This is a genomic window from Leeuwenhoekiella sp. NPDC079379 (assembly GCF_044542075.1).
Lineage (GTDB): Bacteria > Bacteroidota > Bacteroidia > Flavobacteriales > Flavobacteriaceae > Leeuwenhoekiella.
The window spans coordinates 75,071-90,513 of sequence record NZ_JBITTU010000005.1 but is presented as its reverse complement, the minus strand read 5'-3'; the positions used below and the strand labels follow the sequence as shown (position 1 = coordinate 90,513).

Sequence of the window (15,443 nt, the reverse complement as noted above, 5' to 3'; positions counted from 1 at the left end):
CCATTTACTCTCTTTATCTTAGCAAAAATCAATTAATAGCGAGCAATATCTAAAGTATCTAGATTATACTTAATCTTAATCCAGTTTCTTAATTTTATTTCTTCTTTTTTCTTAGTTACTTCATTCAAATTAGAATTCCATTTTACAAAAAATACAGGGATTGTATCTGCCTTTTTAAAATCGGTATTAATTGTATTCGAGAACCCAAAACGCTCAATACTTTCATAGTTTACGTGAACTTCTTCACTTAATCCCTGAAAAGGAATACCTGAAGATCGTAATCGTGCTACTTCGTTCTCAAGTAATTCTATCTGACTATTTTTATCGGTCAATGCTTGCTGATTATTCACATAAAGATCTTCAAGAATTCCAGACCTTACAGCACTAGAAAGTTGTTCTGCCATTTCTGATGATTGATCTGAGCCCTGGTGAATTTTTAAATCTACCTCTTTCAAATTTTCATTTTCACGAAGGCCGTCATACCATTCTGCAATTTTCTGCTTAGGAACTAGAGCACCTATTAAATAAACATCTATACGCTTACTTTTATAATCCTGAGATAATTTTACAACTTCTGCCCCTTCATATTTAATTACTGTTTTTACATACTCATCTGTAGCACTATTAAAAACCTGTGTTTTATACAGATTATAAAACAAGAACATACTAGGAATCATCACAATTAAAGCCACTAACGACGCCATTTGAGCAACAAATCTACGACGCTTGCTATTTGCATATTTAACCATAGGAAATCCTAATAGCTTAGATACTAAAAAGGTAGAAAGAGCAATAAACACGGCATTGATAGAAAATAAGTAAAAGGCTCCTGTATAGTAGGAGGGTTCACCCATTGCAATACCATAACCCACAGTACACAATGGAGGCATTAATGCAGTAGCAATTGCAACACCAAAGATTACGCTTGCCATTGTGCCCTTTTTAGTTTTACCTACAATAAGAGCAAGCCCACCAAATATAGCTACCAGAACATCTAATATGGTAGGATAGGTACGTGCTTCAAGTTCTGGAGTTAATTCAGTAATAGGAGAAATCAAAAAGTAAATAGTTGCGGTAAGTACACTAAGAACTATCATAACCGCTAAGTTGATCAATGATCTTCGTAGTGTCTCAATATCATTAATTGCTAATGAAAGACCTATACCTACGATAGGTCCCATTAAAGGAGATATTAACATCGCTCCTATTACTACAGCAGTACTACTAACATTTAAACCTATAGAGGCAACAAATATTGAAAATATAAGAATCCACGCGTTATGCCCTTTAAAGGAAATATCTTTCTTTACAGCTTCAATAGTTGAATCTCTATCTGTATCGTCACGTATATCTAATAATTCAGACATAAATTGACGGATATTTCTTAAAAGGCTTTTAGCATCTTTTTTTACTGCCTCGTTGGAAACAATTTTCTCTTCTCCTGCTTGTTTACTTTCTTCTACCATAAATTGTTACACGAGATCACTCCCAAACTTTTCTTTAACTTCATTTCTCATAATCTTGACATCCTGTTCTTTTGCCTTTGGCATAATTACAAGCACATCCTGACTATCAACAACAATAAAATCTTTCAAACCATCTACTACAATTACTTTACCTGGCTGTGTACGTATTAAATTACCTGTAGACTCCTTAGAAACTACTTTAGCGTTTACAATTACATTGTCATCTTTATCCTTATCAAGCTTATCGTATAGAGATCCCCAGGCACCTAAATCACTCCAGTCAAATGTTGCCGGAATAACCCCTACGTGTTTACTTTTTTCAAGTATTCCGTAATCAATACTTATATCTTCTGCTTTAGCATAATTCTCTAATATAAACTGAGCTTCGCTTTGAGTATTTAAAGCGTCATATCCGCTATTAAATAGGGAAAACATTTCAGGTAAATATTTCTCAAATGCTTCTATAATTCCTTTGGCACTCCATATAAAAATCCCTGCATTCCAAGAGTAATTACCTTCAGCCAGGAATGATTTAGCTGTATTATAATCAGGTTTTTCCTTAAATGCTTTTACGGTTTTAACATCAGAATCTGCTGCGGCATATTGAATATAGCCATAACCTGTATGTGGGAAAGTAGGTTCAATCCCCAGTGTTACTAATAGTTTTTCTTCAGAACTATCTGTTGCGCAAGCCTGAAACGCGGTCTCTAAATCTCGTAGAAATGAAGCTTCATCCTCTATCCAGTGATCACTAGGTGCAACGATCATAACTGCATCAGGATTTGACTTGTAGATTTTTAAAGCAGCTAATAAAATACACGGTGCCGTATTACGCATTGCAGGCTCAAGCACTATATTCTCATCCTTAACTTTAGGCAATTGCTCATTTACAAGTGCTTTATACCGTTCATTTGTTAAAACCAGCACATTATCTGCGGGTACGGTCTGAGACAAACGACCAAAGGTGCGTTCTATCAAGGTTTCTCCCGCACCAAGAATGTCATGAAATTGCTTAGGATAACTTGCCTTACTAAGTGGCCAAAAACGAGATCCTACTCCACCAGCCATTATAATTGCGTAATAATTTTTATTCATAAGTGATTATTTTAACAGCTCTATTTCTGCGTTAGGCTGAAATAAATAAATTCGTCCAGTTGCGGTCTCTAAGCATTCATAGCGCTTAATACGCCTTACACCTTTCTTAAAAATTTTACCGTTGTAAATTCTAAAAAGACTGCCCTCCGGAATTTCAAATATATAGTTTTTATCATTGGGAGGGTCAAATTCCTTAAGAGCAAGCGACAACTTAGCATCAGTATCACTACTGGCCTTAGGATTTTTAAAATGATGTGCTAGAACCGGTAAAATTTGTTTTGGAAAAATTTCGGGACGTATAAAGGGAAGCATAAGGTTTTGAAAGGTATATTTCCATTCCCTACCGTGAGGTTTTATACGCGCTCCATATTTCTGAAAAGCAACTAAATGTGCAATTTCGTGAATCAAGGTTATTAAAAAACGATAGGTATTCAGATTTGTATTTACAGTAATTTGATGTCCACCATCTGACAATCTTCTATAATCCCCGTGTCTTGTAACACGCTCATCTACGATTTTAAGATGTACACCAAAGTTTTTGATTAATTCAAAAACGGGCATTACAGCCTGCTCAGGTATATATTTACCTAAAATCTCTTTCATAAATTAAGGCGTAGTTGCCGATACCTGTAATACTTTACCGTTATAAAATTTTTGAGCAGTAAGAGCAAAATTAGCGATATAAGAAGCCATTTCCTGAGCGGAAAGTGGCGCTATATAACCCGGAAACGCTTCTTCAAGCATTTCGGTCTGCACGGCTCCTAAGGCTAACACATTAAAAGCAATACCTTGCTCTTTATATTCCTCCGCTAGCAATTCACTTAAGGTAATTACCGCTCCTTTACTAGAACTGTATGCTGCAAGACCCGGAAATTTTGAACTCCCCTGAATACCACCCATACTGCTTACGGTAACCACATGTGCTCCTTTAACCATAAATGGAAGAATTGTCTGAGTTAAAGCAGCAACTCCGAACACATTAACCTCGTAAACGCTGCGGAATGATGCTGCAGAAATTTCTTCAAAAGGCTTATTCACTAAAGCTCCTGCGTTGTGAATTAAGACATCAACGGAATTCCAGTGGTTACTCACAAAATCTGAAACTTTCTTCAAGTCTGATGCGTTTGTAATATCAAAAGAGAAAGTATGTATTCTTTCTAAATTTAACTCCTTTAAAGGCTTCTCATTACGTGATAAAGCTAATACGTTGTGACCTTGAGCAGCTAAAAGTTGTGCCATTTCAAAGCCTATCCCTCTACTCGTACCTGTAAGAATTATGTTTTTCATATTACTCATTCCAGATAATTTCGTGATTCAAACTATTAGTCATCCCCTCAACTCCCGGAATTAATTGATTAACAACAGATGCTATATGATCAAAATTCATAACTGCAGCCTCATCATCTACGTGATGGTAATAATCAAAATTTGTAAAATCAAATGTTGACACAGTTTGCGCCGGTATTTTAAAAACTTCATAAAACGCATAGTTATCACTACGTTTAAACAAATTATATTCTTTCGCCTGAGGCAAGAATCCCATTACTTTTGCTCCTGAATAACTATTAAACTTTTCAGCCATATTGCTATTTTCAAATCCTGTAAGATATACGCTATAATCCTTACCAATCATTGGTACGCCTATCATCTCAATATTAAACATTACATACGGCTTAATCTCTGTAGTTTTTAAACGAGCTGCTAAATGTGCAGAGCCCAAAAGACCTAATTCTTCAGCAGAAAAAAGAGCAAAGATAATACTGCGCTTATTTGACTTTGATTTTGCAAAATATTTAGCTAATTCAATAACTGCAGAAGTTCCGGAAGCATTATCATTTGCCCCATTTGCAAGTACATCTCCATTAACAGCTTTTGCAGTTCCTATATGATCATAATGCGCTCCTATTACTACATATTCATTTTTCAATTTAGGATCTGTACCTTCTAGCATACCTACAATATTGTACCCAGAAACTCCTTTAGCATCAAATTTATCTCTATATGAGCTGAAATATGATTTTACACCTGCATCTTGAAATTGTTTGATGATATAGGTCGCTGCCTCGTCTATACCTTCACTACCGGTTTTTCTACCCTGCAAATCATCTGATGCTAAAAATTCTATATGTTTTTTAATCGCGTCAGCACTTACATTAGCATTGGCATTTGCAGATTCTTTCGCTTCAACAATTGCTGTCTTAGTATCTGTTTGAGAGGAATACCCCTTAGATGCATCAGCGGCTGCCGTTGCGTCAACTTCGCGTACATCAGAATGGCTTCCACATGCCATAAAAGTAAATGCACTTAGTGTAACTAAAATTTTTCTCATAGGTTCAAGATAAAAAAATCCCATCAGGTTTTGACGGGATTTTAAATTATAATCTATTTGTAAACTGTCAACATATTAGGTCAACATTAAAATAGGATTTTCTATATACATTTTTAAAGTCTGTAAAAACTGTGCTCCTGTAGCACCATCTACAGTACGGTGATCGCAAGCCATAGATAATGTCATCGTGTTACCCACTACAATTTTACCATCCTTAACTACTGGCTTTTCAATAATTGCACCTACAGAAAGTATTGCTGAATTAGGCTGATTTATAATCGAAGTAAAGTTTGTAATACCAAACATTCCTAAGTTAGAAATCGTAAACGTACTACCCTGCATTTCTTCAGGCTTCAATTTTTTATTGCGTGCTTTGCCGGCAAGTTCTTTAACTTCTGCATTTATTTGCTGTAATGATTTTTCATTAGCAAATTCTACTACAGGAACTACGAGACCGTCTGGTACTGCAACTGCAACACCTATATGTACGTGTTTATTTAAACGCATCTTATCGTCAAACCACTGCGAGTTTACTTGAGGATGCTGCTTTAAAGCGATAGAAACCGCTTTAATGATCATATCGTTATAAGAAACTTTTGTGTCTGGCAATTGATTGAACTGACCGCGAAAAGCAATCATATTCTCCATATTAAACTCTACGTTTAAATAGTAATGCGGTGCCGTAAATTTAGATTTACCAAGAGATTTTGCAATCGCTTTACGCATTTGAGAATTACTTACATCCTCATAACTTTCTTCTCCAGTCGCAACAAATTGTTGAATGTTACCTCCTGAAGCTGCCGGAGAATAATTTTCTATATCCTTACGTACGATTCTTCCGTTTTCACCACTCCCTGATACTTTAGAAATATCTACACCTTTTTCCTCTGCTAATTTTTTAGCTAAAGGAGATGCAAAAACACGACCATCTGCAGATGATGAATTTTGAGGTTTTGAAGCTTCTTTTTTAGATTCCTCTTTCTTAGGAGTTTCTTTTTTAGATTCTTCTTGTTTAGGTGCTTCTTTCTTAGATTCTTCCTTCTTAGGCGCCTCTTTTTTAGAATTTTCTTTTTTAGCTGATCCGCTTTTATTTCCGCTTATAATACCGGAAACATCTGTACCCTCTTCACCTATTATAGCAAGTAAGGCATCAACTTTTGCTGTTTCTCCTTCTTGAATACCTATATGCAGTAATGTGCCATTATAAAAAGACTCAAACTCCATAGTTGCTTTATCAGTTTCAATTTCTGCAAGTATATCGCCTTCTTCTACCTTATCTCCTACTTTTTTCAACCACGAGGCAACAGTACCTTCCTCCATTGTATCACTCAATCGAGGCATAGAAATTACCTCAACGCCTTCTGGAATATCAGAACTTTCAGCATTATCAGATGATTCTTCTTCAGAAGAATCTTTTTCTGAATCTCCCTCATTTTCTGCTTCCTCCTTTTTAGAGTCGTCGGCTTTTTCTTCTTTTATATCAGATTTTGATGCTGAATCAGATTCAGAGCTTCCGTCAATTAAACCTGAAATATCTTCTCCTTCTTCTCCTAAAATCGCTAAAAGAGCATCTACATTAGCAGTCTCTCCTTCTTGAATACCTATATGAAGTAGTGTGCCATCGTAAAAAGACTCGAACTCCATAGTAGCCTTATCGGTCTCAATTTCTGCAAGTATATCGCCTTCTTCTACTTTATCACCTACTTTCTTAAGCCAAGATGCAACGGTTCCTTCTTCCATTGTATCACTAAGGCGAGGCATTTTTATTACTTCTGCCATATTATTATACTGGTTTATGTGCTAAAAATGGATAATCTTCCTGCTCGTAAACAACATCATACATAATTGATTTGTCTGGGAATTCACTTTCTTCAGCAAATTTCTCACACTCAGCAACTCGTTTCTTTACGCGCTTATCTATTTCTTTTAATTCTTCTTCAGTTGAATATTTCTTCTCTAACAAAATATCTTTAACCTGAGTAATCGGGTCAATTTTTTGATATTCTGCTACCTCATCTTTAGTTCTATATTTCTGAGCATCACTCATAGAGTGACCTCTGTAACGATAGGTCTTCAGCTCTAAAAATGTAGGACCATCACCACGACGTGCTCGTGCTATCGCCTCGTCAAAAGCTTCTGCAACAGCAACAGGGTTCATCGCGTCAACAGGACCACAAGGCATCTCATAACCCAATCCCAACTTCCAGATATCTTCGTGATTCGCAGTACGCTTTACTGAAGTTCCCATTGCGTATCCGTTATTTTCAACACAGAATACAACTGGAAGTTTCCAGTTCATCGCCATATTAAACGTCTCATGTAAAGAACCTTGTCGCGCAGCACCATCACCAAAAAAAGTTAATGTTACCGCTTCGCGCTTAAAGTATTTATCTCCAAAAGCAAGACCAGCTCCTAATGGAATTTGACCACCTACGATACCGTGACCTCCGTAAAAACGAAACTCTTTAGAAAATATATGCATAGAACCACCTAGCCCCATAGAGGTACCGGTTTTTTTACCGTAAAGCTCTGCCATTACACGTTTAGGATCTTCTCCCATACCTATAGGCTGCACGTGATTACGATATGCAGTAATCATTTTATCTTTTGTAAGATCCATAGCATGCAATGCACCTGCAAGAATAGCTTCCTGACCATTATATAAGTGCAAGAACCCTCTAACCTTTTGTTGAATATAGACTTGAGCTAATTTATCTTCAAACTTGCGCCAGAAGGACATCTCTTCATACCAATTTAGGTATACTTCTTTTGTGATTTCTTTCATTAAATATGGGTTTATCTATACACCAGCTCGTCTTAATTTGACGAATAACAAAAATAGTATATTCATAAGGAAGAGAGAAAGTCTTTCCTTAAAAAAAACAATACTCTTTAAAGATTGAAAAATAGACCAGATTATGACTACTTAAGTACTATTTAATAATGTATTACAGGTATTCTTGTGTAAATAATAATGGCAGAAGATTTTGTAGCGATTCACTTTTAAAAACAGTTCCGCGTTCTCCCATAAAATATATATTAATAGGCTGTTTTTGCTTAACTTCATATTCAGCCATCGCCTGTCTGCAAGAACCACAGGGAGGAATAGGCGTTAATGTTTCTTTATTTTTCGCCTTTGCTGAGATTGCCATCATTTTAATTACAGCATTTGGGAAATTAGCTCCTGCGTAGTAAATCGCCGTACGTTCTGCACAAAGACCCGAAGGATAGGCTGCATTTTCTTGATTATTCCCTTTTATAATCTCACCATTGTCTAATAAAATTGCTGCACCTACGTGAAATTGAGAATAAGGTGCGTATGCCGCTTCCCGGGCTTCAAAGGCCGCCAGCATTAGGTTGTGTACATCTTCCGGTAATTCTGAAAGATCATCATATACATCAAGTTCAGATTGAATCTGTATTTTTTTCATCTATAAATTTAAAATAGGCTATACTATTACTGATCTCAAATACTAATTAGAGAAAGCTTATTAGAGAATACAAATTAATACTCCGGATATTCATCCCCAAAGCTGAAGGTAATACCAAAACGTAATGTATTTTCTAAAGGATTGCGCACCTGAGTTGTAGAAAAGAGATAGGAAACATCAATATCAACTGCTGTATATCTAAAACCTAAACCTAAGGTCGCAAATTTACGTGCTCCTTTTAAATCGCTTTCGTTAAAATAACCTGCCCTAAAAGCAAATACATTATCATAATTGTATTCTGCCCCAAGTGACCAAGTTACCTCTTTAATCTCTTCGCTTATTCCGTTAGGAGCATCTCCAAAAGATTGAAAAACACCTTCAAAAAAGCCTATAGATTGATAATCTGAATTATCTGTACCATCTATAACGCCGTCACCATTAAAATCCTGAGGAGAAGGAACGAGTAATTTATTAAATTCTAAACCTATTGCTACAGTATTATAGGGGTCTAATATAAAATCAAAACCACCTCCTAATCTTAGATTTGTAGGTATAAAATTTTCTTGCCCTGCATCATCATATTTAATTTTAGGACCTATGTTAGAGATATTAAATCCACCTCGCCATCTCCCATCAAAATCGTTGTAGGATATTTGTTCAGATTGATAATATCCTGCGATATCAACACCTATAGACCCTGCTGCACTTGCATCTTCATCCTGTACCTGCAGTTTTAAATTACTTCGTAAGTAGCGGCCTGCAACTGCCATCGAAAAACGATCACCTAAACGTAGCGCATAAGAAACGTCAAGTGTAAATTCGTTAGGACTTAATATTAAGGGATTGTCTATTTGCGCCTCGTTATCTACAGCCTCTATTTCTCCAAGACTAAAATAACGTAAACTACCTGCAAACGCGCTACGATCGCTAAACCTGTTATAATAGGTAATTTGCCCTAAAAATATATCATTTACTAACTGACTCAAGTAAGGTGTATAATTAAACCCAACACCCTGTTGCGATTCAATAAAGGCATATTTAGCAGGATTCCATTGTTGTGAGTAGGCATCAGGACTAGAAGCCACGCCCTGATCTCCCATACCAGCAGATCGCGCATCTGCTGCAATAGCTAGAAAAGGAACTCCTGTGGTAATAGGGCGACCTTCAACATCTTGAGCTGCTGCAGGCAATACACTTACTAGAACAAGAAAGAAAGGTAGAAGTTTATTCATTAAAGTAGCGCTTTTTGACAAATATATATTAAATGCTTATAGGATGACTAATTTCTCAAATTTTTCAACCTTCTTATTCGTTAACGTAGATTTAACGGTAATCTTATACACATAAACGCCTTTTCCGATTTTTTGTCCAAAATCATCAAGACCATCCCAAGTAATCTCTCTAGATAAAAATCCCGAAGTGCTCACCATTTGATTTATTGTCTTAACAACCTTGCCCGAAATTGTAAAAATCTGAACCTGTACTTCTAATGGTTCATAAGGTCTGTTATGATTAAACCAGAACTCTGTATAATTTACAAAGGGATTGGGATAGTTGAGTACGTTTTCTAATTTTAGTTCATCATCTCCCGCTACGATAAATTGTAAATCTGCAGTTGACGAATTATTATAAGTATCCCAGGCGACAACAGTTACTGTATGCAACCCCGGTTCTAAATCCCTAAGTTTACGCAACGCTCTGCCTAAATTAAAGTTATCTGTATCACTCTCGTAAAAATCATTAAGAATAATAGGGTTCTCTTCATCCCCATCTAAAATTGCTATTAAATCGTGACCTATTCCGCTTGCCGTATTTATACCATTTACATCTTCTAATTTAACCAGAAGTGTGGGTGAGGTATTTGTAATTCCGCCATTTACAAAACCCTCATCATTCATATATAGGTTAATCAAAGGCCCCTCATTATCTTCGGGTGCATTCTCATTTAAGCCCCCTACAAGTATTCCTTGATCTACTCCCGCTTGATCTTCTAGAACTCCATCTCGTTTGCTGTAAAAATTAACCCTTCCATTTCCTAATGGTATTGCAGCGTCTTTTGGAACTACAAAATTAAAAGTAAACGCTCCGTTCTCTACACTCGCCTGGCCCCTGTACAAAATAGCCCCTAGTGATTTAAAATCTAGAATTAATAAGTTTCCGGCTGCATCTGTAGTGCCGTCATTCCCCAGTGTTTGTCTGTTTATATACTTATCATATATGGTAGTTGCAAGATCACCCGTGTAATCTTCTATACGATTACCCGAAACGTCAACCACTTCCCCACTCATTCTTATACAACTCAAGGCTTTCAACGTATCTGTTTGTTGCGATACCGGAATATCATTTATAGTCGTAAGTCTAATATTTGGTTTAGCAAAAGCTAATTTCATTGCAGGATCACCTATATAAAAAATTACCCGGCGGTTATCATCATTTATTTGGTTTTTAGTCTCCCGCAGGTTTTCAGCAACACTTTTTATTTCATTGGTACCAAAGGAAAATAGGTCTGAAGTAAGTTGCCTGTTGAATGCAACGCCCAGCCTCACCGAAATTTCTCGGGTAGTAGCAACAAGACCCACTGCACCACCACCAGAGTTCCAAAATAATTCTTCTCCGGCCGCCGTACGATTGGGATTATCAAAGCGAGTAAACTCACAAGTTACCGTGACAATCACCGGAAGCTTATCTGTATTATTTAAATTCTTAGCATTGTCACGTGTAAAAATAAATTCTGAAGCCAGCGTATTTTCGCCACCATGCCCCAAATACGCCATAACCAATGCACCTACCTCTAGTTCGTTTGAGATCGCCTCATTTACCTCGGGATACCTATTACCACCAGCAGAAGATTGCTGCTGATAACTATCACTATGTATTTTCTTTACGTTTATAAATGGTTTCTCAATCTGAATCTGATCTCCAAGAGCATCAATTGTAGATTCTAATTCTGCAAACTCCCAGGGTAAATCAACATCATCACTTACTAACACAAAATTATTGCGCCACCTCCCTAAAGCAGCCTGTGAATCGTATCGGATTATTTTATCTACAACAGCATTTGCGAGTTGAGGCGTATCTGCTAAAATTCTACCTACAGCCACATCAAGACGGTCTGCCCCACCATTACCAGAAGGACTTCCATTCTCAATAACTCCCTCATTAAGATCTAGAGAGCCAAAATAATCATCGCTCATATACGACTGAGACTGTGAGAAGCTGTAATATGTATTAAATGTGGGTACGATGTTGTTATTATTTGCGATACGATCTTTGTAATCAAAAGAAGTATCCCCAAAAAGACATAAATATTTAAGCCGGGCATCTGGTGATGAAGCATTATCATAAACATAGCGCACCAGATTACGTATCGCTCCTATATCTGCATTTCCAGAATTAAATTCATTATAAATAGCATTAAGCGTAACCACTTTTACATTTAAATTTCGATAGTTTCTGTTGTGATTTGCTAAACGCTCTGCCTGCGACCTTAAGAGTTCTGATGTTACTATTAAATAATCTACGTTTTGAAAACCAGCAGCACTCTGAAAAATACTTCCTTTAATATTTTGATTTTGCACTAAAGAATTTCCGTTTTCGCGTTGCGGAAGATAAAAATCCTGAGGATTAAGTGCTATATAATTACGCTGTAAACCTAACTGCGCCTTAAAACTAAAATCTGAAGCACTCTCAGCATTTACTACTGAAGTTATGGCTGTTTTATTAGTTACATCCCAAACTTCAGAAAATTCAGAAGCATTACTCAAATCATAACGAACTACTCCTAAAGTATTTGCCGTACTATTCTTTGAAAAAGCCAGTTGAACTCCTGTTCCAACTAATCTTCGCTCTGCTCCTATCGCTATAAAATCTAAAAATCCCGCTCCCGAAGGATTTCCGTTGTTATTATAACTAAGCGTTAGATTTAATTGATCGCCACTTATAGTTATAGGAGGATTTGATATAGGAGTAAAAAAACTATCATAGGCGGCATCACGCGCTAAAATAGATTCATTTATAGGTAAAATATTTAATGTAGAAACTAAATTTCCGTTTAAGTTAACCGTAAAAGACGTAGGCGATTCTGAAATTGCTGCCGTATAAACCCGAAGACTCACAGGAGTTGATGCAACTCTATTTGGAAAGCTAAACTCAAAAGTTTGTTCATTTTCAATATCAAAACGCTCTCCAAACCAGCGTCTACCAAGATTAAGTAAGTTTTGATCGTCTAACTCGTGATATTGATAATCATCAAATGTATTAATCACCATATCTGCGCTCGCAGTAGGTTGTTGTAACTCTCTAACGCGTAAGCCAGGCCCTCCAGAAGCGGTAATAAGATAAGAAGTCCTATCTGTATAGGCATTAATATGCGTCAAACTTTCAGCATTGAATCCCTGTGAACCTTCGGCATAAAATAAGATGTAATCTGTGTCGTCAAAACGGGAATCTGCTTCTCCCACGACTTTAATTGTATTTTCCTGCGGGTCAAATAACGAATTATCTGCATTTCGCAAGGGTAGCATAGCACCACCGTTTCCATATATTTTTAAATTCTGCGGATTGATTGCATTAACATTCATTCCCAATGACTCCAGAAAACTTTTATCGAGTTTATAAATTCCGGTTTTCTCTACATAGAATTTATAAATAGCTCCAGAAGCAAGCACAGAATTTTTAGTTTCTTGTAGAACTGCAGAACGATTTGATTTAGAACGCTGCTCTATATATTCTATTCTAAAAGACTCCACACGTTTTAAAATCTTATTCTCGTAAAATAAAGGTGAAAAATCAAACTCAAAATATGTTTCTCCCCGAGCAGCAGAGATGCCTGACTTAAACTGAAAATCTTCAGTGATCGTATTTATATCTAAATCCTTTAAATCTTGCACGTTTATAGCCTTAATGGAGAGCGGTATGAACTTAACAGAAGATATAGCCATACTAGCGCTTACCTTCCACCTATTGTGGTATTTGATTCCTGTAACTGCAGAATAGCTAAAAAATTCAGATTCAAAACCAGGCACAAACCTCGGTGTTGAATTAGTAGAAATATTTGCAGGCTCACTCCAATTTATAACAAACTCTTTATTCTGCGCAGACATCGTGCAAAAGGTAATAAGGCCAATAAAAAGACGTATAAATGTTCTCATTATGTATTTAAGAATGCTTTGCAAAATAAGTAAGAAATCTAATATAATTACCCATACGGTATAAGTTATACTAAAGAGTGTCCTTTTTCGTTAAGTAGAAGCTAACTCTCTGTATTAATTGACTTAGTAATTTGCATAACTTATAATTTTATTGCAATTTGACTGCTTTATAGTATATTGCAGTCCCAAATTTTGCTTAAAGAATTTACACCTATGAATAGGAATCTTGTGCTTAAATCGCTTAGCTTCAGCCTTGTTGCAGTACTTCTAACAAGCTGCGGAGGCAAAGGCAAAGACTACAAAAACAGCTCTAGAGCTACAGGCTGGAGTATTAATGACAGAGATGGCGGTTTTCAAGCCAATACAGATTATAAGGAGCAGGAAGCCGCTCCCGGTTTAGTCTTCATTGAGGGTGGTACCTTTACAATGGGACAGGTTCAGGACGACGTTATGCACGACTGGAATAATACTCCAAACCAACAGCACGTACAATCGTTCTATATGGATGAGACCGAGGTGACTAATCTTATGTATCTTGAATATTTAGACTACTTAAAAAAGGTTTTTCCCCCAGAGGAAGCAAACTATCGCAATATCTATTACGGTGCTTTGCCAGATACGCTAGTATGGCGTAACCGTCTTGGCTTTAATGAGACTATGACCGAGAATTACCTGCGTCACCCTGCTTATGCAAGATATCCTGTAGTAGGCGTTAGCTGGATACAAGCCGTAGAGTTTGGAAACTGGAGAACAAACCGTTACAATGAATTTGTTTTAGAACAGGAAGGCTATACTCAAAAAGGAGCAAAATATAATGTAGATGCAGAGTCTACATTTGATACATATACCTACTTACAATCACCTAGCTTGACTTATGGTGGGCAGGATGATGTAATTAGAGGAGGAAGAGCTTCTGCTCAACGTGAAAAAGCAAATACCCCAAAAGCAAACCCAAATAATCCCGGAGGAAGCCCTGAGGCAAAAGATATTTACGTGCAAATGAAAGATGGTATTATCTCTACAACAAAATACCGTCTCCCTACCGAAGCAGAATGGGAATATGCTGCTTTAGGACTTGTAGGAATTAGAGAATATAACGTCTACCGTGGTAGAAAAAAATACCCTTGGGATGGTGCTTATACACGATCTGGCAATCGTAAAACACGTGGTGATCAATTAGCAAACTTCAAACAAGGAGATGGTGATTATGGCGGTATTGCGGGCTGGTCAGATGATAATGCAGATATTACTGCAGAGATTAAATCGTATGCTCCTAACGATTATGGCTTGTATGATATGGCAGGTAATGTATCAGAATGGGTAGCTGATGTATACAGACCTATTGTTGACGATGAGTACAATGATTTTAACTACTACCGTGGTAACGTTTACACTAAAAATGCTATAAACGAAGATGGTACCGTTAAAGTTCTTACTACCGCAGATATCGTTTTTGACACTCTTGATAACGGTAAAATAATTGCGCGTAATTTACCTGGAGAAATTTTACAGGTTCCTGTAGATGATGATGAGACGTATTTAAGAACTCAGTTTTCTGAAAGTGATAACCGTAATTTTAGAGATGGTGACAAGCAATCATCAAGATATTACCAAAGCTTCTCAGATACGGAATCTACAAACGATAGAATGTATGACTCTCCTATAAATAAAATATCTAGAGGTGAGGATGGTTTAAATAAAGAATACGACAAAGCAAATGACCGTACTACTTTAATAGATGATGAGGTTCGTGTTTATAAAGGAGGCTCTTGGAGAGACAGAGAATACTGGTTAGATCCCGCTCAACGCAGATACTTACCACAATCTATGGCTACAGATGATATAGGATTTAGAAATGCTATGTCAAGAGTAGGATCAAAAGCTACTAAAAATAAAACACCTAGAAACTAATTTAGATCTACGGTAACAAACATAAATTTTCAATAAAATGCCCTCAGCTTCTTGCTTTGGG

The 15,443-nt window shown here is 36.6% G+C and carries 11 protein-coding genes; 1 reads left to right on the top strand and 10 read right to left on the bottom strand.

Features of this window, described 5'->3' with window-relative positions:
- Nucleotides 1–32: 32 nt before the first annotated feature.
- The 10 genes from ACIGAM_RS10550 to porU all read right to left on the bottom strand — a co-directional run bounded on the left by ACIGAM_RS10550 (nucleotide 33) and on the right by porU (nucleotide 13,471).
- Nucleotides 33–1,466: a DUF389 domain-containing protein gene (locus ACIGAM_RS10550; protein ID WP_396511419.1), complete on the bottom strand. Its 1,434-nt coding sequence runs from the start codon at nucleotides 1,464–1,466 to the stop codon at nucleotides 33–35.
- Between the two features lie 6 nt (nucleotides 1,467–1,472).
- On the bottom strand, nucleotides 1,473–2,561 hold the full coding sequence (locus tag ACIGAM_RS10545) for a mannose-1-phosphate guanylyltransferase (RefSeq protein WP_396511418.1): 1,089 nt from the start codon (nucleotides 2,559–2,561) through the stop codon (nucleotides 1,473–1,475).
- 6 nt (nucleotides 2,562–2,567) lie between these two features.
- Entirely contained in the window at nucleotides 2,568–3,164 is a 597-nt protein-coding gene (locus ACIGAM_RS10540; RefSeq protein ID WP_396511417.1) for a SprT-like domain-containing protein, read from the bottom strand.
- 3 nt (nucleotides 3,165–3,167) lie between these two features.
- The gene (locus ACIGAM_RS10535) at nucleotides 3,168–3,848 is read right to left on the bottom strand and encodes an SDR family NAD(P)-dependent oxidoreductase (protein ID WP_396511416.1); all 681 of its coding nucleotides are present in this window, start codon (nucleotides 3,846–3,848) and stop codon (nucleotides 3,168–3,170) included.
- Nucleotide 3,849: 1 nt separating this feature from the next.
- Nucleotides 3,850–4,890, bottom strand: coding sequence for a M28 family metallopeptidase (locus ACIGAM_RS10530; protein ID WP_396511415.1), 1,041 nt, complete (start codon nucleotides 4,888–4,890; stop codon nucleotides 3,850–3,852).
- Nucleotides 4,891–4,965: 75 nt separating this feature from the next.
- Entirely contained in the window at nucleotides 4,966–6,669 is a 1,704-nt protein-coding gene (locus ACIGAM_RS10525) for a pyruvate dehydrogenase complex dihydrolipoamide acetyltransferase (RefSeq protein ID WP_396511414.1), read from the bottom strand.
- Between the two features lie 4 nt (nucleotides 6,670–6,673).
- Nucleotides 6,674–7,675: a pyruvate dehydrogenase (acetyl-transferring) E1 component subunit alpha gene (gene pdhA, locus ACIGAM_RS10520; protein WP_396511413.1), complete on the bottom strand. Its 1,002-nt coding sequence runs from the start codon at nucleotides 7,673–7,675 to the stop codon at nucleotides 6,674–6,676.
- A 163-nt stretch (nucleotides 7,676–7,838) separates the two neighbouring features.
- Nucleotides 7,839–8,321, bottom strand: coding sequence for a cytidine deaminase (cdd, locus tag ACIGAM_RS10515; RefSeq protein ID WP_396511412.1), 483 nt, complete (start codon nucleotides 8,319–8,321; stop codon nucleotides 7,839–7,841).
- A 74-nt stretch (nucleotides 8,322–8,395) separates the two neighbouring features.
- Nucleotides 8,396–9,553, bottom strand: a complete 1,158-nt coding sequence (porV, locus tag ACIGAM_RS10510) for a type IX secretion system outer membrane channel protein PorV (RefSeq protein WP_396511411.1) — start codon at nucleotides 9,551–9,553, stop codon at nucleotides 8,396–8,398.
- 36 nt (nucleotides 9,554–9,589) lie between these two features.
- Nucleotides 9,590–13,471, bottom strand: coding sequence for a type IX secretion system sortase PorU (gene porU / locus ACIGAM_RS10505; protein WP_396511410.1), 3,882 nt, complete (start codon nucleotides 13,469–13,471; stop codon nucleotides 9,590–9,592).
- 213 nt (nucleotides 13,472–13,684) lie between these two features.
- On the opposite strand from porU, the gene gldJ reads away from it, so the two are divergent.
- Nucleotides 13,685–15,382, top strand: coding sequence for a gliding motility lipoprotein GldJ (gldJ, locus tag ACIGAM_RS10500; RefSeq protein ID WP_396511409.1), 1,698 nt, complete (start codon nucleotides 13,685–13,687; stop codon nucleotides 15,380–15,382).
- The last annotated feature ends 61 nt before the right edge of the window (nucleotides 15,383–15,443 follow it).